18 protein-coding genes are annotated in these 24,377 nt (G+C 46.2%); 10 read left to right on the top strand and 8 right to left on the bottom strand.

Features of this window, described 5'->3' with window-relative positions; all coding sequences use genetic code 11:
* Nucleotides 1-11 precede the first annotated feature (11 nt).
* Complete coding sequence (locus tag Q4Q46_RS10645) at nt 12-3,224, bottom strand: TonB-dependent receptor domain-containing protein (RefSeq protein ID WP_311905928.1); 3,213 nt, start codon at nt 3,222-3,224, stop codon at nt 12-14.
* 752 nt (nt 3,225-3,976) lie between these two features.
* Here Q4Q46_RS10645 and Q4Q46_RS10640 point away from each other — a divergent pair.
* Nucleotides 3,977-6,166: an OsmC domain/YcaO domain-containing protein gene (locus tag Q4Q46_RS10640; protein ID WP_311905927.1), complete on the top strand. Its 2,190-nt coding sequence runs from the start codon at nt 3,977-3,979 to the stop codon at nt 6,164-6,166.
* 158 nt (nt 6,167-6,324) lie between these two features.
* Here the strand turns inward: Q4Q46_RS10640 and Q4Q46_RS10635 are convergent, their stop codons facing one another.
* Nucleotides 6,325-7,233, bottom strand: coding sequence for a GGDEF domain-containing protein (locus Q4Q46_RS10635; protein WP_311905926.1), 909 nt, complete (start codon nt 7,231-7,233; stop codon nt 6,325-6,327).
* A 378-nt stretch (nt 7,234-7,611) separates the two neighbouring features.
* Here Q4Q46_RS10635 and Q4Q46_RS10630 point away from each other — a divergent pair, with 378 nt between their 5' ends.
* Together Q4Q46_RS10630 and lgt are read left to right on the top strand one after the other, a co-directional pair.
* Entirely contained in the window at nt 7,612-8,082 is a 471-nt protein-coding gene (locus Q4Q46_RS10630; RefSeq protein WP_311905925.1) for a cupin domain-containing protein, read from the top strand.
* 226 nt (nt 8,083-8,308) lie between these two features.
* Entirely contained in the window at nt 8,309-9,088 is a 780-nt protein-coding gene (lgt, locus tag Q4Q46_RS10625; protein ID WP_006080213.1) for a prolipoprotein diacylglyceryl transferase, read from the top strand.
* An 83-nt stretch (nt 9,089-9,171) separates the two neighbouring features.
* Here the strand turns inward: lgt and Q4Q46_RS10620 are convergent, their stop codons facing one another.
* Nucleotides 9,172-10,089 (bottom strand): alpha/beta hydrolase, encoded by a 918-nt coding sequence (locus Q4Q46_RS10620; RefSeq protein WP_311905924.1) that lies wholly within the window; start codon nt 10,087-10,089, stop codon nt 9,172-9,174.
* Between the two features lie 533 nt (nt 10,090-10,622).
* Between Q4Q46_RS10620 and Q4Q46_RS10615 the strand changes: the two genes are divergently transcribed.
* Nucleotides 10,623-11,984 carry an MATE family efflux transporter gene (locus tag Q4Q46_RS10615; protein ID WP_311905962.1) on the top strand — a complete coding sequence of 454 codons (1,362 nt, stop codon included), beginning with the start codon at nt 10,623-10,625 and terminating at the stop codon, nt 11,982-11,984.
* Nucleotides 11,985-12,043: 59 nt separating this feature from the next.
* On the opposite strand, the gene Q4Q46_RS10610 is transcribed toward Q4Q46_RS10615, so the two are convergent.
* A complete protein-coding gene (locus tag Q4Q46_RS10610) occupies nt 12,044-12,469 on the bottom strand; it encodes a CBS domain-containing protein (protein ID WP_011845794.1) in 426 nt (141 codons plus the stop codon).
* A gap of 255 nt (nt 12,470-12,724) precedes the next feature.
* On the opposite strand from Q4Q46_RS10610, the gene Q4Q46_RS10605 reads away from it, so the two are divergent.
* Together Q4Q46_RS10605 and Q4Q46_RS10600 are read left to right on the top strand one after the other, a co-directional pair.
* A complete protein-coding gene (locus Q4Q46_RS10605) occupies nt 12,725-14,491 on the top strand; it encodes an alkaline phosphatase D family protein (protein WP_311905923.1) in 1,767 nt (588 codons plus the stop codon).
* Between the two features lie 291 nt (nt 14,492-14,782).
* Entirely contained in the window at nt 14,783-15,349 is a 567-nt protein-coding gene (locus Q4Q46_RS10600) for a phosphoribosyltransferase (RefSeq protein WP_006080219.1), read from the top strand.
* A gap of 92 nt (nt 15,350-15,441) precedes the next feature.
* On the opposite strand, the gene Q4Q46_RS10595 is transcribed toward Q4Q46_RS10600, so the two are convergent.
* On the bottom strand, nt 15,442-16,719 hold the full coding sequence (locus tag Q4Q46_RS10595) for a glycerophosphodiester phosphodiesterase family protein (protein WP_311905922.1): 1,278 nt from the start codon (nt 16,717-16,719) through the stop codon (nt 15,442-15,444).
* Nucleotides 16,720-17,089: 370 nt separating this feature from the next.
* Here Q4Q46_RS10595 and Q4Q46_RS10590 point away from each other — a divergent pair, with 370 nt between their 5' ends.
* Nucleotides 17,090-17,392, top strand: a complete 303-nt coding sequence (locus Q4Q46_RS10590; protein WP_006080221.1) for a DUF3622 domain-containing protein — start codon at nt 17,090-17,092, stop codon at nt 17,390-17,392.
* Between the two features lie 366 nt (nt 17,393-17,758).
* A complete protein-coding gene (locus tag Q4Q46_RS10585) occupies nt 17,759-18,943 on the top strand; it encodes a DUF3103 domain-containing protein (protein ID WP_259559033.1) in 1,185 nt (394 codons plus the stop codon).
* A 99-nt stretch (nt 18,944-19,042) separates the two neighbouring features.
* Here Q4Q46_RS10585 and azu read toward each other — a convergent pair whose 3' ends face one another.
* The 3 genes from azu to rihA all read right to left on the bottom strand — a co-directional run bounded on the left by azu (nt 19,043) and on the right by rihA (nt 21,733).
* The gene (gene azu, locus Q4Q46_RS10580; protein ID WP_106651603.1) at nt 19,043-19,519 is read right to left on the bottom strand and encodes an azurin; all 477 of its coding nucleotides are present in this window, start codon (nt 19,517-19,519) and stop codon (nt 19,043-19,045) included.
* A gap of 326 nt (nt 19,520-19,845) precedes the next feature.
* The gene (gene rbsK / locus Q4Q46_RS10575; RefSeq protein WP_311905921.1) at nt 19,846-20,757 is read right to left on the bottom strand and encodes a ribokinase; all 912 of its coding nucleotides are present in this window, start codon (nt 20,755-20,757) and stop codon (nt 19,846-19,848) included.
* A 19-nt stretch (nt 20,758-20,776) separates the two neighbouring features.
* On the bottom strand, nt 20,777-21,733 hold the full coding sequence (gene rihA, locus Q4Q46_RS10570; RefSeq protein WP_311905920.1) for a pyrimidine-specific ribonucleoside hydrolase RihA: 957 nt from the start codon (nt 21,731-21,733) through the stop codon (nt 20,777-20,779).
* A 234-nt stretch (nt 21,734-21,967) separates the two neighbouring features.
* Here rihA and Q4Q46_RS10565 point away from each other — a divergent pair, with 234 nt between their 5' ends.
* Nucleotides 21,968-23,410, top strand: coding sequence for an RCC1 domain-containing protein (locus tag Q4Q46_RS10565; RefSeq protein ID WP_311905919.1), 1,443 nt, complete (start codon nt 21,968-21,970; stop codon nt 23,408-23,410).
* Nucleotides 23,411-23,625: 215 nt separating this feature from the next.
* The gene (locus tag Q4Q46_RS10560; protein ID WP_311905918.1) at nt 23,626-24,294 is read left to right on the top strand and encodes a hypothetical protein; all 669 of its coding nucleotides are present in this window, start codon (nt 23,626-23,628) and stop codon (nt 24,292-24,294) included.
* Nucleotides 24,295-24,377: the final 83 nt, after the last annotated feature.

Below are 24,377 nucleotides of genomic sequence, written 5' to 3'. Positions count from 1 at the left end.
AGAAAAGCCTATTAGAACTTAGCACCAACGTTCATGAATATTGTACGTGGTCTCTCATAACCCACACCTAACGGAATGTTTGTGTTAGAGAATGAGCCCTCTGCATCAACTTTAGGTGGCGCATCGTTAAATACGTTACGAACACCTAAAGAGAATGAGTAGTTATCCATGTCATAAGAAAGTGACACGCTATGTACATAATAATCTTCGGTAAATCCAAGAGGACGACATAGTAATGGACCACCTGAAGAGTTAGTCATACCAGTACAAGCGGCTGTATCCTTCACAAAATCACCAAGATCATCCTCAGAACCTGCGCCAATATAACGAGTCTGCCAGCTAAGTTTAAAATCGTTATAATCAAACGAAAGCAATGCAGAAGCACGCCATTCTGGCACATCTGGCTCACCTAAGTTATCGTCTACTGTGCCCAATACATCGTAGAGAGACTCTGTCATTTGAGTCGCTTGTAGATCTAAAGAAACATCCAGTCCTTTGTCAAATAAAACAAACTCTTGGCTGTAGTAAACGTTGTAGTCATAACCTTTAGACGTCAATAGACCAATGTTAATGAAACTAGAATCCACTAAGTTAATCTGACCACCAGCGTCACGATCGATACGATTACAGAACGCTGCATTACCATCTGCGCTGTAACATTGATCGATACTGTATGATGCACTTGGTTCAGCAATACTGTTAGTGACTTCGATGTCGAAACGGGTCATAGATACCGTAAAATTAACATCCTCAAAGAAAGGCTGTTCAATTACGAATCCATAAGTTTTCGCCACAGATGTTTCTGGCTCAAGTTCAGTAGAGCCACCTGTCACAATTTCAGCACTGTAGCTATCGCTAAAGTCATCACCACCATTTACACCCATACCAAGTGAGGTTGGATCAACTCCTGCTGCTTGACATGCGGCGAGCACTGAGGCGTCACGATTATCTTCAGCTGGGTTATATGTTGGTGGTACGTTTGGATTCAACGGATCAGTAATCCGAGCATCTGTTGGCACTACACATGGATCGCTAACGGTATTAAAGCCCGTTGTACCGTTTAAGAAACGCTCACGTAAGTTAGGCGCTCTATAAGAAGTACCTTGTGTTCCACGTAGCGTCACCCATTCAACAGGGCGATAAACAGCCTTTAAACTATAAGTCGATGCAGTATCATAGTAACTTTCAGAAGAAAGACGACCTGATGCTGTTAGGGATAGCTCTTCAATGCCTGGCTTACCTTTAACTAATGGGAATTCAAACTCAGCAAACGCTTCACGTAAGATACGTGAACCATCAGCACCTTGGTCAGCAAAATATCCCCATAGCAAACCATCTGCTGCTGCTGCATTAGGATTAGACTCAATCTCGTCGCGACGATATTCAAGACCTAAAATGCTTGATACTGGCTCAGCGTTCCAAGGTAAATTAAACAGATCACCACCTACGAAACCGCTCACGACAAACTGGTTAACTTTGGTTTCCATATTACGGTCAATGAACAAATAATCGGCTTCTGCTTGACTTAATGTACCACCACCCGCTTGATATAAATCAGGGGCAAATAAGTTAACAGGCACACAACCATCAGTACCATCACCACATGTGATAGAACCATCGGCATTTAATACTGATGTTTCTAACGAATGGACTAACGCCGCTTCATTAATACCGCGGCGCTCATCAGTACCTTTAGAAGCACTGTACGAAGCATAGATATCGTAATACCAGTTATTTAAACCTATGTTCTCAAATACCGGTAAATTACCTGTAAAACCTGCAACTGTACGATACTGTGCAACTTCAACATCAGTCTGATCACGATCACCACGAATATTTATAATTGGTCGAGCATCAACTGGCCCCCAGTCTGCACCCACTTCGGCCATACAATTGATGCCATTGGTGCCACAAGGGTTATACGGATTGGTTGCATTTACCCACTGGAATATTTGTGCTCCGGGATTAAAAATTGGTGACTTACGTTTGGCATACAGACCTTCGTAATAAAAGGTAGTATCACTATCATCTTGGAAATTATATTCACCATTGAGCATGACAGATAAGCGTTTTTGACTAGAGATATAGTCGCCAGAGCGATAGTACTCAGATTGCTGATATGCATAGCGTGGATCTTGTAAATCCACGTCCATAAAGCCATCCATATTACCATCGACCATGACACGATCTGGAATGCCATCACCATTAGAGTCTGCTTCAACCCAGGTTGGTAATAAACCGGCGTATTGATTTGGAACAGTCGTTTCACTAAATCCTGGAATGCCTACGTTTGTATAACCTGGAGTGGAATATAAACTCCCCCAAAAGTTATCAAATTGTACACGGTTAGTTAGCGGGAAAATATCACAGGTATCGACATCGCCTCGAGCAACAGGGCCATTACCACTAGCACGAGTAATGATGCGTCCATCCTCAGCTTCAAAAATACGTTCTTCACAACCCGTAGTGAAGTCATAGCCACCACGTGTTTGTGTTTTTCTATCCATATATTCTGCGCCAACTGTAATAAAACCATTATCCATGGTTTTACCCCAAAGTGCGGATAAATTGACCTCTTCACCGCCATCACCTTTCGGTTGACTATATGCTGCGTTAACTTCGAAACCTTCAACATCTTGTTTGAGAATAACGTTGGCAACACCAGCAACGGCGTCAGAACCATAGACAGTTGAAGCGCCGTCAAATAAGTTTTCAATGCGTTGAACCATAATACCAGGTATTAAGTTCAAATCTGGAGATGTTGGCGCTCCGCCAACACCAGCAGGTGCCATACGTCGACCATTAATAAGAACCAAAGTACGTTCGGCACCTAAACCACGGAAACCAATCGTACTTGCGCCTGGACCGTTATCAAGAACATAACCACCAAATGAGTTGTCAATCTGGATACCTGCCGATTGGTTAGTCGACTGCAGCATTGAACTAGCGTCAAACATACCCATTTCACGAGAAACGTCACCGCTAATCACCTGAATTGGAGAAGCTTGTGAGAACTCAGCTTTACGAATACGAGAACCTGTAACAACGACACGCTCTTGTATGTCTTCAGCCCCTAATAGATCTTCTTGCTCAGTTTGCAGCTTTGTCTCTTGTGGAGCCACTTCCTCTGCTGCCTCTGCAGCGTAAATATTACCTGCAAAAGCTGTGGCACCAAGTAGTAAGGAATACCTTACTGCCGTGGACAATAAATTTCGTTTAAACATACTTTCTCCCTTAGTCCCAACTCGTCCCACGTGATTACAAATCGCATGTAGTTGGATAATAGTTATTATATATTTTGTGCATCATTGAGATTGCAATCTGTTAACCTATGATTAACGATATCCATATCAATATGTAAAATCTACATTCTTTATTAACCTTAAGTCAACAATTGGTGAGTGATAAGTATGAAGATGCACTAAAGCACAATGTTTAAGTTGTTGCGCAGGAGGAAGGAGGAAGAAGTGCGGATTTTTTATAAAGGTAAGGTTAGCGCGGAGCCAGTAGGGCGTTTTTTGACCATTACTACACAATATATTTAACAACTCCAGTTGTGGCATTGAAACTTATTCGGCTTGATTTTGTGAAAAAATTAGGTATTAAAAATGCGATAAATAGAATCAGCCCTAGTTTGGTCTAATCCCATCAGACACTTAATTTTAAGGCAGTATGGTCTCTCTGTCGGTTAAGCGAGAGACTGAAAAACATCCATAATTTTTTCTTGTACAGAGTGTGACTCTGCGGCCGATTGGCTTACTTGGCCTTCCTGTTATTTAATCTAAGCCCCAACTCAAACCTGCTATTCAACCCATTAAGCTAAGCCGCAAATGCCCCGATTATGGTTTTTAACATAATTAACCCAAGACTAATGGGCCAAAAACACCGATAATTCCCCCTTAATGACTCATTACCAATGACGCGACTTGGTCGATGGGCTGCTACAGACTCGCATATTTAGTGGAAATCATATTCAATGGAAATCAAAGTTAATTTTCTCGACAATCTTAGACTTGAAGCCAAGTTTGATGATTTTACCGTGACCGCCGATCAGCCAATCCGCTACAAAGGTGATGGTTCTGCTCCTAGTCCGTTTGACTATTTCTTAGCGTCGTCAGCCCTGTGTGCGGCCTATTTCGTGAAGGTGTATTGCAAAGCCCGCGATATTCCAACGGATAACATTAGACTGTCGCAGAACAATATTGTCGATCCAGAAGATCGCTACAACCAGATTTTCCAAATTCAGGTTGAATTGCCAGAAGATATTTCCGATAAAGATCGCGAAGGTATTTTGCGTTCAATTGACCGTTGTACTGTTAAAAAAGTGGTGCAAACGGGTCCAGAATTTAAGATTGAAACCGTTGAGAACCTAGATTCAGACGCCAATGCTATGCTGATGGGCCAGCCTAATGGCGCATCGAGCACCTTTATTCTGGGTAAAGATCTGCCGCTGGAGCAGACCATTGCCAATATGACGGGCATGCTCGCCGAGCTTGGGATGAAGATTGAGATCTCATCATGGCGTAACATAGTGCCGAACGTGTGGTCGCTGCACATTCGTGACGCCGCATCGCCCATGTGTTTTACCAATGGTAAAGGCGCGACCAAAGAAAGCGCACTGTGCTCGGCACTCGGCGAGTTTATTGAGCGGTTAAATAACAACTTTTTCTATAATGATCAATTCTTTGGTACCGAAATCGCTAATAGCGAATTTGTGCATTATCCCAATGAAAAGTGGTTTGCGTTAGAAGAAGACGATGCGCTGCCAGCGGGAATTCTGGATGACTATTGTTTAGAGATTTATAACCCAGACGATGAGCTGTGCGGTTCGCACTTGATTGATACCAACTCAGGTAATCTTAAGCGCGGCATTTGTGCTATCCCCTATTCGCGTAAATCTGACGGTGAAACGGTTTACTTCCCATCGAACCTGATTGAAAACCTGTTCTTAAGTAATGGCATGAGCGCGGGCAATAACCTGCAAGAAGCGCATGTGCAGTGTTTGTCAGAGATTTTTGAGCGTGCCGTTAAACGCCAAATCATTGAGCAAGAAATTGTATTGCCAGATGTGCCAACGCAGATACTTGAAAAATATCCCAGTATTCTTGCGGGCATTAACGGCTTAGAAGAGCAAGGTTTCCCGGTTGTGGTCAAAGACGCTTCACTCGGCGGTCAATTCCCTGTGATGTGCGTGACCCTAATGAACCCGAAAACTGGCGGCGTGTTTGCCTCATTTGGCGCGCACCCAAGCTTTGAAGTGGCATTAGAACGTAGCTTAACTGAGCTGTTGCAAGGCCGCAGTTTCGAAGGCTTAAACGATGTGCCAAAACCGACCTTTAACAGCATGGCGGTCAGCGAGCCAGAAAACTTTGTTGAGCATTTTATTGATTCAACAGGAGTGATTTCATGGCGCTTCTTTAGCAGTAAATTTGATTATGAATTCTGCGAATGGGATTTTTCTGGCACCAGCGAAGAAGAAGCCGACGGCCTGTTTGGCATCTTAGAAGCGTTAGGTAAAGAGGTGTATATCGCCGAGTTTACCGATTTAGGCGCATCGGCGTGCCGTATTTTAGTTCCTGATTATTCGGAGATTTATCCAGTCGATGATTTGATTTGGGATAATACCAACAAGGCGCTGGCGTACCGTGAAGATATTCTAAATCTGCATTCGTTAAGCACTAAGCAACTGGCTAATTTGGTCAATCGTTTAGAAGAAAGCCAACTCGATAACTATACGGATATTCGCACCTTAATCGGCATTGTATTTGATGAAAATACCGTTTGGGGTCAGCTCACGATTATCGAGCTTAAGATCCTGATTTATTTGGCACTCGGTGCACACGAAGACGCGATTGAGCTGGTCGGCGAGTTCCTGCAGTTTAACGACAATACCGTTAAACGCGGCCTGTTCTACCAAGCTATGAATGCTGTATTGGAAGTGACTTTAGATGACGAGCTAGAACTTGATGATTTTATCCACAACTTCAACCGCATGTTCGGTAAAGAAGTGATGGACAATGTCGTTGGCTCAGTCACAGGTAAAGTGCGTTTTTATGGCCTAACAAAGACCAGCATGCAGCTCGAAGGCATTGAGCCACATCTAAGATTGATTGAAAGCTATAAAAAGCTGCATCAAGCCCGTAAAGCTGCGAAAGATCTGAATTAAGCCTGTGTTTGGCAATAGCTTTATGCATTAAAAAGCGAACCTTAGGGTTCGCTTTTTTGTTGGCTGCCTTTTGATGCGTGCTTCTTATGAGCACTTGTGACTATCACTTATTAAGGGCGCTTGTTATTGCTATGTGTGCTTTGAAATGTTTAACCCGCTTAGGCTGTATTTGATATAACTCGATTTTTGCCGTTACGCTTAGCCTGATACAGGGCCGCATCGGCCCGCTTAAGCGTGTCTTCATAGGAAGTATCCAATGCTTCTATGCTGGCAACCCCGATACTTACGGTGGCAAACAAGCCGTTAACCGCATGTTGTTGCAGTGCCGAGTAAAAACAATCGCAGAGGTATTCTGCAAATTTAACCGCTTGAAACTGTTCGACACCGGGCAGGGCAATCACAAATTCATCCCCACCAAAACGATACGCGCTATCGGTTTTTCTAAATTGAGTGCGACAGGTTTCAGCAACGGCGATGATAATTTTATCGCCAGCATGGTGGCCTAACTGGTCATTGATAGACTTTAAGTGGTCTAAATCGAGGATCAAGATTGAGGTGGGCGTACGGTGGCGCTGAAAAGTGTCGAATTGAACGGTTAAGTCGCGTTCTAATCGGCGGCGATTATATAACCCTGTGAGCTGATCGGTATCGCTGAGCTGACGCAGTTGCAGTTCAAGCTCATGTCGCTTTGAAATATTACTTGCGACCCAGAGCACCACTGGCTCATCATTGACGAGAAAGTCTAGCGCTTGAATTCGTCCCTCAAACCAAATGGGTTGATCTGGGCCCGCATCGGGTAAGCCTTTGACATCTTTATTACTGAGTTCATATTCTTCAATCAGTAATGCTCGGCTAGCTAAGGCTTGTTCGATAATGCCTAAGAAGTAATTTGTTTTATCGGGGTTTAATACATCAGCAATGTACAAACCGACTAAGCCACTGCCATCGTGGTAATAACGCCCATCTTTACCGCCGAATACAGCCACGTACCGACCACTTTTTGACAATATTAAGGCAGGATCTGGCAGTGCATCGAGGATTAACGCCATCTGTTCAATATTGATCATCAATTAAGATCCCTGTGGAAAATCACTTAACTTTATGTCTGCGTGTCCAAGTCATCATTACGAGCCGCTCTTTGGAGCTTTAGCCGCCAATTAATCCCGTTAACTCATAATAATCTAGCCGCTTTTGGTGCGAACAACAAACCATAACGACACGCCGTACAATTTATTTGTCGTCACGATTTTGCCAAGTCGCTAGCGCGATTGATGCCACAAGCCATAACTCTCCCTTTCCTATTGTAACGAGTCAAAAGTGATATGTTGAACTTTGGCGTGTGTGCTTATGTTCAAAAAGCTAAACCGCAATGCTTAGTGAGCAGATGTTTTTCGAGTAGACTCTAGAACCTGAATTGCGGTTTTAATTTTACCCAGGGATTTATAATGCATACAGCCGATGATTTTATTGAACATTTAGCACTAGAACAGCATGTTGAAGGCGGCTATTACCGCTCATCCTATCGTTCTGAAACGCCGTTTGATCAGACTCGGGCATTATGGAGCAGCATCTATTTTTTACTGCGCACGGGTGAAGTTTCCCACTTTCACCGCCTAACCGCCGATGAAATGTGGTACTTCCATGCAGGACAATCACTCACTATTTATATGATTGACCCTGATGGCGTGTTAACCACAGCGCAATTGGGACTCGATTTAGCGGCGGGCGAGCGACCACAATTTTTGGTGCCTAAGGGCTGTATCTTTGGTTCGGCGATGAATCAACCCGGCTTTTCGCTCGTGGGCTGTATGGTGTCCCCCGGTTTTACCTTCGATGATTTCGAGTTATTTAGCCAAAAAACCTTACTAGCCCACTATCCGCAGCACAGTGAAATCATCAAGCGTCTGAGCCGATAGTGGTGTAAAAAAAGCGCGTTCATTAGTGCGTGAATTAACCCATTAATGAGTGAGAGTTCGATTCGGTCGAAATAACATCATTCGGCTAAATCAATGCTACTCAGTGTCGTTAAATTTGGCTCAATAGTAAGATATCCCCGCGACAAGGCTTGTCTATTGGCGTTTAACCACGTAAAACAGGCTTTTTGGCGTACCTCTATGTACCAAGTGTTAGGAGTAATTGAATTTGGAACACTTAGTGTGGGAGCTCGATCCTGTATTAATCTCGTTTATGGGACTAAAAATACATTGGTATGGAGTCTTGTTTGCTGTTGCTATCACTGCCGGTTTTCAGGTGATGAAGCGGATTTATATCAAGGAAAACCTCGATGTCGAGTCCCTTGATAATCTACTGATTTATTGTGTGGTTGGCATCATAGTGGGCGCGCGTTTAGCCCATTGTATTTTTTACGATCCGGCTTATTACTTTGCCCATCCGCTTAAGATTTTGGCGATTTGGGAAGGTGGACTCGCCAGCCACGGTGGGGGTTTAGGGGCGATTCTGGCGCTGTATTATTACCAACGCAAAGTGAAGCTGCCCTTCCTGTTTTTGTTGGATAGACTCGCTATCGCCACCGCCATTTTTGGCTTTTTTGTGCGTATGGCGAACTTTGCCAACTCAGAGATTTTAGGCGATCCAACGACTCAACCTTGGGGCATTATATTTGCCCGTGTTGATATGTTGCCAAGGCATCCGGCGCAGCTTTATGAGGCTTTTGCCTATTTGGCTATCTTTGTCGCGCTTTATGCTCTGTATCAATTTACGCAGATTAAACAACGGCATGGAGCGATTTTCGGCTTGTTCTTGGTGTCGGTATTTAGTGCGCGAATTGCGATTGAATCGATTAAAGTCAGCCAAGCGGCTTACTCTGAATCAGTGCTAAGTGCGGGACAACTTCTCAGCTTACCGTTTTTAGCCGTAGGTATAGTCTTGTTGTTTTTGGCGTATCGAAAGAAAGCCGTTTAAGTCAGAATATCAAACGGTTTAAAAAGGCTTTCTATCTAGATAGAAAGCCTTTTTTATGAAGGAATTAATCATCAAGGATGACGTTAGGCTGTCTTCACTATATTGCTCACTTGCACCATGGCATCCCGTGCGGAGCGGCTCACTCCCGAGAGTTGAAAGAAGCCATGGATCACCCCAAGATAGCGGCGGCAGTGGGCATTGACGCCAGCCTCTAATAGATGCCTAAATAGCTGTTCTCCTTCATCGACGAGCGGATCAAATTCAGCTGTGATGATATGGGTTTCGGGCAGTCCCGCTAAGTCAGTGCTTCGCAGCGGACTGGCTTCGGCATCGGTTCTGGGGTGCCAATCTAAATACAGATCAAATCCAGTGAGTAAGGTGTCGCGGGTGATGATGTATTTCTCGCCATTGTCGCTATAGCTTTGGCTTTTAGCGGTGGCATCGAGCATTGGATAGATAAGTACTTGCTTTTGTGGCAACCATTGCCCTTTGGCTTTTAAACGTAGGCAAGTGACGAGGGCTAAATGGCCGCCAGCACTGTCGCCCATCAGGGTAATCTTGTCCTTATCGCCACCCCATTGTTGGCAATGCTCATAAATAACTTCGGCGGCATGGCAGGCATCGTCGTGGGCGGCTGGGTAAACATGTTCTGGGGCGAGACGATAGCGAACGGCAATCACCAGTGCGCCAGCATCATTGGCGAGTTTACGCAGTTGTTGATTGTGGGTTTCAACGCCGCCACTGACAAAACAGCCGCCATGGTAGTAAATGACAACGGGTAAATCGTTTACTGCCGAAGGTTTGAACAGGGTCAATTCTGCGCCATCGATAGAAACTGCGCGCACCTCGAACACCTCTTCCGCTTCACCTGCGAGTACCGTGCTGGCGATATAACCTTGTCTACGTTGCTCAATGGTCTGCTCTCGCACCGATGGACAACCCGCCGCGATAAACTCGCTAACCAATTGTTTAATTCCCTCTTCTAAATAGAGTTGGCTCATTTAATACTCCCTCATTTTTCAGTGTGCTTAGCAGTTCTGCAATGGGCTGAGTTTATCGGCAGTTTAATTGAAATGGTAGCCGCAGTGATGAGAAGCAATAGCGGATTAGTAGCATTGACATGATTTCTGCCAGTAACTATTTTTGCTCAATTTGTTTTTGCTCAGATTGTTGTGCGCACTCTGGCTCTGTACTCATTAATTAGATGCTTGTTAGTCTAAATTCACACACTGTGATGAGTCCTGTTTTTAGCTCTGCCATTAACGTAGTAATGAATACGGTTGCAGTCGGCATATTTTCATTAATACAGATTGAGTTGTATGGCGACTTGTAAGAAAATTACCAATTCAATTGACCCTTAGGCTGGATGCGCTTAGATTTCCGCCTGATTGTGCGTTCGATAGCACTTTGATGTCTATTTGTGAAAGTTGCTTTCAGTATCTTGGCTGAAATATAGGTTGCCAAGATGCCGTTTGAGCGACACATTGAGCCAGCGCTCACATCGTTATCCGTACTCTATTTGCAGGAATTCTCCGTGGCTAAAGCACCCAAAACATTGCAACAACGCATGAGCATAGTCGCCCTCACTTGGCCGATTTTTGTCGAGACCTTGCTGCAATCACTGCTTGGGATCAGCGACATTTTTATGCTCAGCCATTATTCCGATAACGCGGTAGCGGCGGTGGGACTCACGACTCAGCTGATGTTCTTCATGATGGTTATGTCGATGATGGTGAGCACAGGTGCGAGCATTTTGATTAGCCAGAACAATGGCGCAGGCCAGTCGCAACAGGCTGTCGATATCGGGGTGGCAAGTGTCGCATTGAGTTTAGGACTCGCCTTGATCATGGGCGCCTCTATGTTCTTCGGCGCTAAGGGGATTATCGGCCTGTTTGCGCTTGAACACGATGTGGCAGGCTTTGGATATGACTACTTAGTGATTTGTGGCAGCTTGAGTATAGGTTTGGTCATGAACATCGCTTTTGCCGCGATTTTAAGGAGTTACGGCTTTACCCGCTCGGCCATGTTAGTCACCTCAAGCACAGGCTTGATGAACGTCATCGGTAACTATATTGCCCTGTATTCTCCCTTTGATTTGCCTGTTTATGGGGTAACAGGGGTGGCAATTTCCACCGTCACCAGCCAGATCATCGGCGCTGTGATCATGCTGATGGTGATCCGCTATAAAAAGATCCCGCTGCCACTGCAACGTCTTAAATTATTACCGCGCAGCACCTATTGGAGTGTGATGCGTATCGGCCTACTCAATGCCGGTGAGATGTTGTCTTACAATGTGGCGCAGATGACCATCATCTATTTTATCAGTCAAATGGGGACTTTATCGCTCACGGCTTATACCTATGGCCTAAACATCAGCCGGTTTATTTATTGTTTTGCGGTGGCGCTCGGGCAGGCGACGCAAATTCAGACCGGATACTATGTCGGCAAACAATGGTTCGATGAAATCACCACTCGGGTGCAGCGTTACTGTCTAGTGGGCTTTATGGTTTCCCTTGGTATCGTCTTAGTATTCTACTGGCAGCGATTCACTATTGTTGGCTGGCTAAGTGAGAACGAGGAAGTCATTCAACTGACGGCGTTATTGCTTGCAGGTTCAATCGCGCTCGAAACGGGGCGGGTGTTTAATCTGGTGATTATTTCGGCATTAAAAGGCGCGGGTGATGTGGCGTTCCCTGTGCGGGTTGGCCTCTTTAGCATGTGGGGCATAGGGGTATTATTGGCTTGGTTCTTTGGCCTTCACTTAGGCTATGGCGTACTCGCCGCTTGGCTTGCCGTTGCGGCAGATGAGTGGGTGCGTGGATTGATTATGGTACACCGTTGGCGCTCGGGTCGCTGGCAGCGTTTTACTCGCATACCCGCTGCGACTGCAGTGTAGTTTTGGTGAGGTGAATTGGAAGCGCAGCAAACATAGGCTGCGCTTTTTGTTTGATAAGCTTAACTTTGCTGCTTCAACAGGGTACGGCACAGCTTGATAAAGTCCGATGACGTGACGATACCGAGCACCTTTTTATCGGCATCGACGACGGGTAAGCAGCCGAGTTTGTTTTCGATAAAATATTCCACCACCACAGTTAAAGGCTCGTCGGCGGTAAGATGCTGAAAGTCTTGGTCCATCACGGTTGTGATCGGCGTGTATCGTTCTTTGCGCTCGAGCGCGCCTTGGCCGTACTTGTTCAACATAGTCATCACGCTGGCGATCATCTTTTTATGGGTGAGTACGCCAACGAGGGTGCCATCAATTTCAGAAATCACAGGTAAGTGGCGTACGCCACGGGTTTGCATCAGATGGTGGGCATCTTTCAAACTGGCGCCATCGCTGATGCAGATGACTTGATCACTCATAATATCGCTGACTTTCATTGTTAAATTCCTTTTCTTGCCATTCTTAGGCGTGCATTTAACACGCTGCGTTAGCCTGCACCGATGTTAGCAGCTTCCTTGTTCGCTGCGCCAGTCCTGCATAAATAAAGTACGCCATTCAGTATAAGTATTTGAATTGATAGAAATCATAAAAGGCTGACAAAGATGTCACAAATGTGTAACAGTGATGTCTCACAATCGGGGTCTCATTAGACCTCATACCAGTGAAGCCTTATCTAACAAGGAATAATAATAATGAATCGTACCGTAACTCGTCGTGACTTTTTGGCTATGTCGGCCAAAGGTGTTGGCGTTGCTGTGATCTCTTACGGCTTGATGGGCTGTAGCGATAGTAATGATGATAATTCTGTACCTGCACAATTTTTACATGGGATTGCCAGTGGCGATCCTGCGATTGATGCTGTGATCCTTTGGACCCGTGTAACGCCTGAGTCTGAGGGCGATGTAAAAGTGAGCTGGCAAGTGGCAAGCGATGCTGCCTTTAGTCAATTAGTGACCACGGGTGAGATGGTCACTAATGCAAGCCGTGACTACACGGTTAAGATTGATGCCCGCGGTTTACGTGCAGGTCAAAACTACTTTTACCGCTTTATGACAGGTGATAAAACCTCTGTCGTGGGTAAAACCTGTACTCTGCCTGAGGGTGACGTAAGCTCAGTCAAATTAGCCGTGATGTCCTGTGCGAACTTTCCTGCCGGATACTTTAACGTCTATGAGTTAGCGGCGGCGCAGGATGATTTAGATGCCGTGGTGCATTTAGGCGATTACATCTATGAATATGCCCGTGGCGGTTATGCCAGTGAGCATGCTGCAGAGCTTGGCCGTGAAGTCTTACCGGCCACTGAGTTGCTGACATTGGGCGATTATCGCACCCGTTATGGTCAGTACCATACCGATGCGAGCCTGCAAAAGTTACACGCGAAAGTGCCTTTTATCACAGTTTGGGATGATCACGAAGTAGCCAACGATACTTGGCGTGATGGCGCCGAGAATCATAATGAAGGCGAAGGCGATTTTGCCGTCCGCAAAGAGGCGGCACTGCAAGCTTATTTCGAATGGTTGCCTATTCGTCCATGGCGCGAAGGGAACCATGAAGAGATTTACCGCAGTTTCAGTTACGGTAATCTTGTCGACCTGCACATGCTCGATACCCGTGTATTGGCCCGTGATAAACAGCTCGATTATGCCGACTATATGGATCCGACAACGGGTTCGTTTGCGGGCGAGCGTTTCCTTGCCGATGTGACTTCGACCACTCGCACTATGCTGGGTCTGACGCAATTATTATGGCTACAGGGCACTCTGCTGCAAGCAACGGGCAAGTGGCAGGTGTTAGGGCAACAGATTTTGATGGGCAAGATGTCATTGCCGGCGGCGATTGCGACTCAGCAGATGAGCATTCCCCAATATGCCATGTTAGGTGCGTTAGCTAAGCTAGCGGCGCGTGCGGCGGCAAATGATCCCACGCTGACCGCCCAAGAGTTACAATATCTTCAGGCTAATCAAGCCTTATTAACCCCAGAAGTTATCGCACTGCTGCAATTACCTGCCATTCCATACAACTTAGATGCTTGGGACGGTTATGCCTATGAGCGTGAGGTGATTTTAGGTACGGCTAAATCGAAAAACCTCAACCTAGTCGTGATCGCGGGTGATACCCATAATGCCTGGGCTAACGAGCTTAAAGATGTGAATGGCGATACCGTTGGGGTGGAGTTTGCGACCAGCTCAGTGTCTTCACCAGGTCTTGAGTACTATTTGAATCTGCCCGCTGAGCAGATCCCTGCGACTGAGGCGGCGATCGTCGAGTTAGTGCCAGATCTTAAGTACGCTAACTTAAGAGATCGCGGCTTTATGACGCTCACTTTCACCGCTGATGAGGTGCGCAGCGACTGGCATTATGTGGATACCATTCTATCGAAGGATTTCCAAGCGGCAACGGCACGTGGTTATAGCGCCAAGGCAAAAGTGGGCGAGCATGTGATTACGCCTATCGTTTAACGCAGGTATTTATTCGCTGTTTTTAGGCCACCTTAGAGTGGCCTTTTTGTTGCTTTTTGCCTAAAAAGGCAAAATAAATGTCTGTTGTCACGCAAGTTCTTACTATTACTGCAGCACATCGCATTTTTTTGGTATAAAATTCGCTCCCAAAATTCGGCGGCTGCCTACACTTGCTAAGGCAAAGCTGTTTTAGTGTTTTGGGAACCTTTACCCGCCGAACAGACCTTACAGGGGTCATAAGCTTTTGCTTTAACGACCTAAGAATAAAATCAATGTGATGGGGACTGTGTCATGTCAGAAAAGTATTTTGTTACCGCGCAGCAATTGCTGGAAGATTCATTTTTATTAGCTTCGCAAGTGTATGAGAGTGGCTTTCGTCCGCAGTTTATCGTGGGTATTTGGCGTGGCGGCGCTCCAATCGGGATCGCGGTACAGGAATTTTTCGACTTTAAACAAGTAGAAACCGATCACATTGCCGTGCGTACTTCTTCCTATTATGGGATCGGTACCGACAAGCAAAGCAAAGAAATCAAAGTTCACGGCCTGCATTACATCGTTGAAAATGCGAACGCAAGCGACGGTTTATTGATTGTGGATGACGTGTTTGACTCTGGCCGTAGTATCCATGCATTAAAAGAAAAACTCGGTCAGTTGATGCGCCTGAATATGCCAACCGATATCCGTATCGCTTGCCCTTATTACAAGCCAAAAAATACCGCAGTGCCTTTAAAACCTGACTATTACATCCATGCCTCTGAAGACTGGTTAGTGTTCCCGCATGAAGTCACAGGTTTAACGCCGGAAGAAATTGCCGAAGGCAAGGGCGATTTAAAGAATATCCAGCACCTGTTTAAATAGCTTGCTCGCGGCGAGATATAGACTATTTTCGCAATAAAAAAATGCGTTAACGATTAATCGTTAACGCATTTTTTGTTTTCTATATCGATGACTTATAAATCCATACAGTTCGCATAGTAAGTCACAGTGGCGGGCCAGTCGGAGAACACTCCAATCACACCGACATCTTTAGCTAACACATCGAGTAATTCAAAGGTATCGCCTTCGTTATCTATGGCTTCGGTAATGCTTTGATAATAAAAGCCGCCGCCATTTTTTAATAAACCAGAACGTTCCAGCGACCAAGTGATGATCTTAAGCCCCGCGCCTTTGGCGGCCTTAGCGTATTCCGAAGGGATGATCTTTTTGTCCGCATCTAAGGCGACTAAAACCCAGAGTGGCGGCGCAATAATTTCGACACCTTGGGTTTTCAAATCTGCCATTGATGGTGACCAAGTGGCTGAATTTTGTGGATCGAAAGCGCTGTTATAATCGTATCTGTCATCGAGAAATACGGCTTGTTTCGCAAACTCAGGTGCGTTGGCGACCCAATATTTGATGTCATCTAAGATAAATGATTGAGGGAATACTTGCGAAGCATCGACGCCAGCCGCCGTGTATTCATCTAACATTTTTTGCGCGTAATCCTGCTGAGTAAAACCATCGAATGGCATAGATACGCTGGCGGCTTTGAGCTCTGGCGTCATCTTCACGCCAGCTTTTTTAAACATTTCAATACTTTCGGCGTGGGTCATCAAGGTACCATTGCCAGCGTAGAGATCGGTGCGCCAGCTTGGAGTGCCATTGATGAATTCGGCCGCAGTGGTCGCTTTAGGATTGCTGCCTTCCATCTTACCCTTGAGGGTTTTAAATTCGGCGAGGGTGATATCGCTGGTGCAACAGGTCGCCGATGCGCTGACGCCATTGGCGGCATCAGCAGGAGTGAATGGGCTAGAACATTTATTGGCCAGTTCAGGCACGGCTAAAATGTTGGTCGTGCTGGCAAGATCGCACTGTGAGTGGCGGCACACTAAGGCTTTATCGGCGGTGAAGGTGACATCACATTCAACTATGCCAGCGCCCGAATCGATAGCCGCTTGGTAGGATTCCTTTGTATGCTCAGGGAATTGCATTGGTGCGCCACGGTGACCGATGGAAAACTCGCTGCGATAAAAATTGTCAGTGGTGCATTGTTCTAAGCGGGTTTTAAGTGTGCTGTCTTGCATTTGACGCACGAGGAATAAAGGTCTTTCTCCCACTTGAGCTGGAACAGGTTTGCTGGTCGGTGGCGTGACTTCTGTGTTGTTATCGTCACTATTGCAACCGGCTAATAAAGCGCTGGTGGCAATTAACAGGCCGAGTGAGAGCGACGAAAGAGGGCGTAGTTTCATCAGATTTACCTATGAGTAATGATGTAACTTATTAATATTAATCAGAAACTCTAAAGTGTTAATGTGACTAAAAAAGCCAATTTTTATGACATAAACAAGAATATATACCGTTTGCACGACGATTATCTAAAGCACGCTAGCTTGCGATAAACAGCCATAGACAGAGGATGAGCGGGATATATGCGCAGTGTTGTTTTAGACTTGAGAATTGACTCCACTGGGCGAGTCGATGAAACTGGCATGAATATTTTCATCTGGGCGATCTTTCTGGGCCGAAATCAAGTACACTGCGCTCCTTTTGTTTTATGATGAGCGTTTGGTTCGCTTGATAAGACAAACGTGACAAGCATCATTTAGGAAATAGAGCAGAATGAGCAAGGGCAAAAAATACGATTTTCGCGTGACACAGGGCGACAAAGGTTGGAAAACTGAAATCACTCGTCGCATGACATCAACTAAAACGGTTGTGTCTAAGAGCCATGATGGTTTTGCGACCGAAGCCGAAGCGCAAGCTTGGGGCTTGACTGAATTACAAGTGTTTTTAGGCACGTTAACTGAGCGCAACAAGCGTCGTTCAGAGAAACAAGCTAAAGCAAAATTAGCGGCAGCATTAGCAGCTGAAGCGGCAACTGATGCCGAAGATCTTGATGAAGATGATTTCGACGAAGAGTAACACTCACTCGTTTAGTATTGTCTTATCAAGCTAGTGTGACTGTTAGGGCGCGCATGACGCGTTCTGAAACGTCACTCTGGCTATGAATAACAAAAGGCGGATCTTAGGATCCGCCTTTTGTGTTTTTGTCGCTCAACCTCTTTGAGCTTATCAACGCATTTTTTCCTGTTCACTCCGCACGTTTTGGTCAATTGAGAGCCGTTATCGCTATAGTCTTGTTTTTAGAGAGTTTCAGCGCTATTGCGTATTCTATACCATTAATAAATAACGATAATTATTATCGTTTGGTTTACTTGGATTCGGGTCTGTGCTCATATGTAGAGAATTCGAACACACGTTTAATTTTATTAAGGTAAGGGAACTCCTATGAAACTACTTCAATCCAGTTTATTGCTGTGTTTGTCGGCTTCGGCAACCATGAGTTATGGCCAAGCCTTAGATGGAGAGGCGTTACGCTTGCTACAAGCGTCGCTAAAGGATTCGACTTTGGATGCACAAGCTCAGTTAACCAATACTAAGCGGGCATTGGCGTTAGATTTGAGCCATCAATATGCGCAGCTTGCGCCTATCTTACAGACTGAAATAAACCAGTATCAGTTGGCAGTAAATGCCGATGACATTCTGTCTCAGCATAGGCTCAATGATAATGTGATCACCAAAGCCGATGCGTCGATTCGCCGAGTGAAGGGCTTAAGTGCCAAAGCAGATTCTCTGGTGCAAGTGCGTCTAGCAGATGAAACCATGTTAACCCCATGGCAGCAAGGTGAGTCTCCTTTATTTGCCTATGAGCCCGATGGTGACGAGAGTCAGTGGGATTATATTGAAGCCTTTGATATTCATGGACAAGTTCATCAATTAGACGTGTATAACCTACCGCAGCAGCCGGTGTTTGTGGTCGGTATCGATAGTAAAAAAGCCTTTGTGGCTGGCTTAGAGGTGATGCGGGCGACATTTGCCGAAGCACAATCGGCGAAAAAAGATGGCGTGCTACTGAGCCGTGCGCAAACACAGGCGGTGGCAGACAAGCCTATTTCAACCACAGTGATCAAACAAATATCCTTGAAGGATGACCATGAGCCGTGGATTTCTGGTCGTGCCGAGATTTACGGCATAGTGACAGGGATTGACCCGAGCCGTGAAGAACCTGTGCTCGATATCGTCGAAATGCCCTATTTAGATTATGCGGATACGACCTATTATCCGAATCAAATCATCATCCATTGGGAGCGTTATCGTTGGGCGGCTGCAGACATGATCCTAATGGAGCATGACGATGGCACTAACTATAAAGTGTTGGCCACTAAGCTGTTGGAAGCGGCGGAGCAGATCTTAAAGTCGATCCCCGATCCTGAAGCTCAGGGTTATGCGCTGATCCCGCAAATCACCAATGGTATTTTAAGTGTGATGCCGGATGCTTGGTTCACCAATGACGATGACTTTGTCGACGTGTATTACACTTTACAGGAAGGGGTTGAATATCCTAACTTGAACGGGGCTAACGGTAATGCGATGACGAGCTTTGCGCCATTAGTTATCCAACCAAGGCCCTGATGAATTATTGCGGCTAAATGCAATGGCTGGAATGTAAAAGCGGATCCTAAGATCCGCTTTTGTGTTTTTATCACTTAACGTTAGGCTAAGCCATTCACCTTAAGCTTTTAGCTTGAAACTACCTTGCATAATCGCCCAGTGACCTGGGAAGCTGCAGAAGAATTGGTAAGCTTCGGTAGCGCTCATGCCAGCAGTGCTAAAAGTAATAGATGTTGATTCGCCGCCGCCCACTAATGGCGTGTGAGCGATAACGCGCGTATCACCCGCTTTAACATAGGCTGCATCAGGACCGGCACTCATACCTTCAGTTGCGACGGCTGACATATCGGCTGCCTTAGTTAATACCCAGTTATGGCCCATCGCTGCTTTTGGCAAAGTGCCTGTGTGGGTTAAGGTTAAGGTCACTTCTTTACAGCTTGCAGGTACTGACAGCTCTTTAGTGTCAAATTGCATTGCATCAGTGGCGGCAATTTTCAGTTCACATTCGTTGGCACTCGCTTGGCTAGCGAATAATAATCCTAGGCCGATTAGGCTAGTGCTGGTCACGTTACGTAAAGCTGTGCTTTTTGCTTTCATCTGGTACTTCCTTAGTTGAACAAGGGTAGCCGAGTCCTTTTGACTCGGACATGCGCCAACCAGAATAAGCAATCTTCATTAAATGGGAATGAAATCAGCGTGTAAATTATGTATATGCAACTTTCGTTTGAGTACTGCATTCTCTGTGACTGCAAAATTCTGTAACGGCAAAATCGCTAGCGGTAAACATAGACGAGCGAGTACTGAGCTGGAACCAACTAAATACTCGCGGATTATCATTAATGGATCTGATTTATAGCTATGATTTATAAATGATAATTTAGATAAGCGGACTCAGGACGTCTAACTCAAAGTCGCTTACTTTTTTAGTACGAAAGCTCCTGTCGATAGGGAATAGCACGCTGTGCGCCTTGGCGAGTCACTGTAATAGCACTGGCCGCATTAGCAAATCCCACAGCGGCGGCAATCGACATGCCTTCGCTCAAGCCAACGACTAAGGCGCCGTTGAAGGTATCCCCTGCAGCGACTGTGTCTATGGCTTGCACTTCAAGCGCGGGCACTAGCCCTGTAAAACCTGGGCTGCTGATATATGCGCCGCGACTGCCTAAAGTGATCACTACAATTCCTACACCTTGCTGGTGCAGAAGCTGCGCAGCCATTTGAGCATCATCGAGATGGTTAATTTCAACGCCAGTTAAAGCCTCTGCTTCAGTCTCATTAGGCGTAATCACATCAACCCATTTGAGTACATCGTGGCCAAGGGCGGTCGCTGGGGCGGGATTTAATACCGTCGTCACGCCAAGGTTTTTGGCCATTTTTAGTGCTTTTGCCACTGTGGCAGCAGGTGTTTCTAGTTGCGCTAACAAGTACTGCGCATTCGCAAACAGAGCATAGTGATTTTCTAAATCATCGGGTGAAAGAGTGGCGTTGGCACCCGCAGCAACACCTATGGTATTTTCACCGTTATCACCGATAAAAATCATCGCTGTGCCTGTACTCTGCTCCGCTATCTGGCTAATACCTTCTGTACTGATGCCATCTTTGATCCAGCTTTGACGCATATCATCGCCGATACTGTCTTGGCCGAGGTGGCAGATAAAGTCAGTGCGGGTGCCTGATTTAGCTAAACGCGCGCAGGCGACCGCTTGGTTGGCTCCTTTACCTCCTTGTTCGAGTCGATAGTCTCGGCTCATCAAGGTTTGCCCTGCTGCGGGCAGGTACTCAAATTTCATCACATGGTCGGCATTCGCACTGCCGATAACGAGTATCTGGCTCATAGAAAACTCACTGTTATTTTCATCTGCGATTGAGATAAGTTGGATCATAGACACGTAAACTGTCTACCAGTAAATCGACAAAACCGAGTCTGTCGAGCCCAAACAGCACAGTCGCATTGGCGGGTTTGCCAGTGAGTTGATAGCGATCAACCACTGTCATGCCTAAGGTCAGCTCGCTCTGGGTTTCAATCCCGACCCAACAATCTTGTGCTTCAAACAGTTCAGGTTTGAGCAACCAAGCGATAGTGCAGGGGTCGTGCAGAGGCGCACCAATAAAGCCCCATTTAGGATCTCTGTGGTAAATCATAAAGAAATCCAATAACTCGGCGACGCACTGAGCAATTGGATTTGGGATGGCGCGAATCCGTTCTATGTCTGCATCCATGATTTGCGCTTGATGGGTTACATCGAGCCCGCACATAGTGATGGGAATGCCTGACTTAAAGACAATATCGGCGGCTTCGGGATCGACAAAAATATTAAACTCGGCGGCAGGCGTCCAATTGCCGACACCGGCTGCGCCGCCCATTAGCACAATACGCTCGATTTTAGGGTGTAGCTCGCTATGACTCGCCAGTAAAAGAGCAATGTTAGTCAGCGGCCCTGTGGGCACTAAAGTCACTGGCTGTGTGCTTTGGCGGATTTGCTGCGCCATCAGTTCAACGGCCGTTATGGCTTGTGAGTTGAAGCTCGGTTCGGGCAATGCGGGGCCATCGAGGCCTGTCTCGCCATGAACATTGTCGGCGATAATCAGTTCACGTGTTAGCGGCTTAGTGGCACCGCTCGCGACTGGGATATCACCACGGTTTAACAGGGTTAAGATACGCAGGGCGTTGTTGAGGGTTTTATCTGGGGTTTGATTGCCAGCGCTAGTCGTGACGGCAAGGGGAACGAGGTCTGGGTGAGCTAAGGCTAAGATCAGCGCGATAGCATCGTCATGGCCGGGATCGCAATCAAGAATGATGTGACGAGTCATACTGTTACTCCTTTAAACAGCGGTACTGGATGCTTAGAATAGCATGCCATAAGTTAGGCGCTAGCCTGTGGAGGGTACTTGCAGAGCAAACTGTGAGCGTTTTCGTCTTTTTATCAACAAGCTGCTAGAATTCTGCCCATTTTTGACATTAGGCGATGTTAGGTTATTCCATCTTCGCTCTGTCTGCTGCACAACATTGAATGACATCTCCAAGCAAATACAAGGAAATAAGTAATGCTCACCCATCGAATCACTTGGCCTAAGGCTTTACTCGCGGGCATGGTTGCCATGCAAATCTCTGGCTGTAGCGAGCCTCAACCTATGGCCATAGTGGAAAGTAATAACGAGTCATTGCTGCAGTTTGATAACGGTAAACTCATCCAATTTAAGGAAAAACCGAGTCCGCAGTATCGCCATATTCCCTGTGATTTACCGGCAGTAAGTTCCGTGATAGTAAATGATATGGCAGTGGCTGCCATCACCCAAAATGGCGATGTGATCACTTGGGGAAATAGTTTTAGCGGCGGCGATAGCCGCGAAGTTGCTGCGGAGCTTAAACACATTAAACAAGTCGTGCCTGTAAAGGAAGGTTTTGCCGCCCTGCGTGAAGATGGCACTGTGGTGTACTGGGGACGTGCAGGGAAACTGAGTCTCGACAAAGCCCTGCAAAGCCGTATGACAAACATCACTAAACTCTATGCTAACCGTGAGGCGGTAGCCGCACTCGATGCCAGTGGAAAAGTGCACACTTGGGGTTATGGGCCCGAAGGCGGCAATAGCCAGCATGTGCAGGATAAACTGGTAGATATAGTTGATATCTTTGCCGAAGGACGAAGTTTTACGGCACTTAAGAAAGACGGCAGCACTGTGATTTGGGGGCAAGTTGAACGTTCAACCAATATGAAAAAGCTGCTGCCGCAGTTAATGGATGTTGTGCGTGTTGAGTATACCCAAGGGACCTATGCCGCTTTGAAAAAGGATGGCAGTGTCGTGACTTGGGGGCAGAGTAGCGATATTTACCCTATTCGCAGTGCGCTACAGGATGTTGTGAGTATTACGTCAAATAGCTGTGCTTTTGCAATCTTAAGTCCGGCGGGAGAGGCGCACTTTTGGGGCAATGAAACGAACTGCGGTATCGATTGGCTCAAACAAACGGATATTAAAGGCGTGAACAGTATTGTCAGTGTCGGCACGGGATTTCTGTTGCTGCGTGACAATGCCGTACCTCAAATCCTCGTCGATGACAGTGACTACGCCTATCTATATGGTTTTCACTATGCCCAAGAGATCCTCAATCGATATTGGCAGGAGGGAAGCAAAATCACCATAGGTTCAGCATCATTTGTATTCACCCGTCCTGACGGCAAAGTCGTGCCAGTAGGCTATAGGGCTAACCTAGAAAATGTCGAGAAGCTCATAGAACGCATCCCGCGATTAACTTGGTTAGCGAGGGCGGGTGAGGGTTATGTCGGGATCAGTGAAAAGGGGGAATGGGTCTCTTGGTCGATGAATAACGAGATGTTCGCTAAATCTTCGGTACCGCCTGCCGATTCGTTGGTGATTAAGCCGCTGGATTTTACCCCTGTTATCCAATGCGAAACGCCAGAGCAACGGCAGGCGATTCTGAGTCAGGAAAGGCCTAAACCTGAAGTAAAAATGTGGTTGTTTAGCGAATAGCACTAACCTTTTTTACCATCACGGCGCAGATAAACGGAGTATTTCTCTGTTATTCAAGCCGTGACAGTGATTATTTCTTTCAAAGTGGCAGTTAATCTAAGCTTTTGACTGTTTTCAATCTGGGTTATTCGCTAGAATGCTGGGTGTTTTCTGTTCAATTTCATGATGTCGTATTAATTAGTATTAGTTATAAGTGCGATACAAGGATGATAAGTATGAAATTAGCATTGTGTTCACCTATTGGATTGTTTCAAGGTGCCAGTGTGTTGTTACTCTGCAGCTTAATTGGCTCAGAGCCAGTTCAAGCCACATTAGATATAGCTCGGAGCGAAAGCGGCGCTGCTCATACCCATGTATTGCCGGTATTTGGTCAGCAATTAGGGTTCAATCTGCCTGCGGGCTGGAAGCAGGCTTATCATGAGGAGCAAGCAGGCATGTTTATGGCAGAATATGTGCCTGAGCAGGAAGCATTAACCCAGTGGAGTGCACTATTTTGCGTGCAGGGTTTTAAGGATATGGCCGAGAGTATTAGCCCTGAGCGCTTCTTAGATGCGATGGCCGAGACCTATAAATCGACCTGTGACGGCGAAGTGGTGTACCAGAAGCTCGGTGACAACGAAGTCGATGGGCACGCTGGATTTCATGCCATTCTAGGCTGTACAGCCATGCCCAATATGCACGGTGTGACGGCACTGAATTCCAAAGCCTATGCTTCAACTCCTCAAGGGGAAATTGGCTACTATACGGTTGTTAGTGGCAATAAAGATTTGTATCTGTTGCATAAGTCGATGCGAGGTGCCGTTTTTTCTGCCGATAAACCGCCGCTGCAGGCGGATAATAGCCAAGATTTTATTTCCACTTTAGTCCCATTCTCCTTGAAGTAGGCTGTAGACGCTCGCTTGAGTTTGATGGACTTTCATCCGTATAGACGTCTATAATGCGCGCGCTCAGGCTCTATAATGTGCTG

Origin of the sequence: Shewanella vaxholmensis (assembly GCF_031932135.1) — a bacterium.
In the GTDB taxonomy this organism is placed as follows: domain Bacteria; phylum Pseudomonadota; class Gammaproteobacteria; order Enterobacterales; family Shewanellaceae; genus Shewanella; species Shewanella hafniensis.
Note: the sequence above shows the minus strand (reverse complement) of the source record. Positions and strands in the feature narration are given on the sequence as shown.